The 1,074-nt window shown below is 72.3% G+C and carries 1 protein-coding gene; it reads left to right on the top strand.

The features are described from left to right. A partial coding sequence (locus G3O06_RS48305) for an AMP-binding protein (protein WP_205820464.1) occupies window positions 1–1,074 on the top strand: 1,074 nt, incomplete at both ends.

Genomic DNA, 1,074 nt, shown 5'->3' on the forward strand with positions numbered 1-1,074 from the left:
CCGAGGACGCGGCGCCCGCGATCGTCATCACGCGCGGCGCGCACCACGCATGCGCGGGCGCATGCCCGGTGCTCGATCTCGATGCGGCGCGCGTGCCGACGACGCAACCCGCGCCGGCCGGCGACGAACCGGTGCCGGACGCGCTGCCCGCGTATCTGCTGTACACGTCGGGGTCGACCGGCCGCCCGAACGGCGTGCTGACCGGACGCGGCGCGCTCGGCCAGTTCGTCGCGAGCACGCGCGACCTGTATCGCATCGGGCCGGGCGATCGCGTACTGCAGTTCGCGCCGCTGCATTTCGACGCGAGCTTCGAGGAGATCTTCGCGACGCTGTGCCATGGCGCGACGCTCGTGCTGCGGGACGATGCGATGCTCGATTCGGTCGATACGTTTACCGCCGAGGTCGAGCGGCGCGGCATTACCGTGCTCGATCTGCCGACTGCCTACTGGCACGTGCTTGCGCATGCGCTCGACGCGCGCCATGCACGACGGCTCGACCGCGTGCGCCTGACGATCATCGGCGGCGAGGCCGCGTTGCCGGAGCGGATCCGGCGCTGGCGCGCACACCTGCCGGACGCGGTGCTGCTCAATACCTACGGACCGACCGAGGCGACGATCATTGCGACCGCAGCGCGCATCGGCGGCCCGCAGGCGGTCTGGCAGGAAGGCGAGCCGGTGCCGATCGGCACGCCGCGTGCGGGCGTCGATGCGTGCATCGTCGACGAGCGCGCGTACCCGGTCGCCGCGGGGCGTACCGGAGAACTGGTGCTGTGCGGCGACGGGCTGGCGCTCGCGTACGCCGGCAATCCGGCGCTGACGGCGGAACGCTTCGTCACGTTGCCGCGCGGCGGGCAGCGTGCGTACCGCACCGGCGATCTCGCGACGTTGCGCGACGGCCGGCTGTATTTCGACGGCCGGATCGATCACGAAGTGAAGATCAGCGGCGTGCGCATCGATCCGCGCGGGATCGAGGACGCACTGTTGTGCGAACCGGACGTGCGCGAGGCGGCGGTCGTCGCCTCCCGCAGCGGCGCAGGCACGGTGACGCTCGCGGCGTTCGTCGCCGGGCCGGCCG

The organism is Burkholderia sp. Ac-20345, from assembly GCF_017104825.1.
GTDB lineage: Bacteria > Pseudomonadota > Gammaproteobacteria > Burkholderiales > Burkholderiaceae > Burkholderia > Burkholderia lata_B.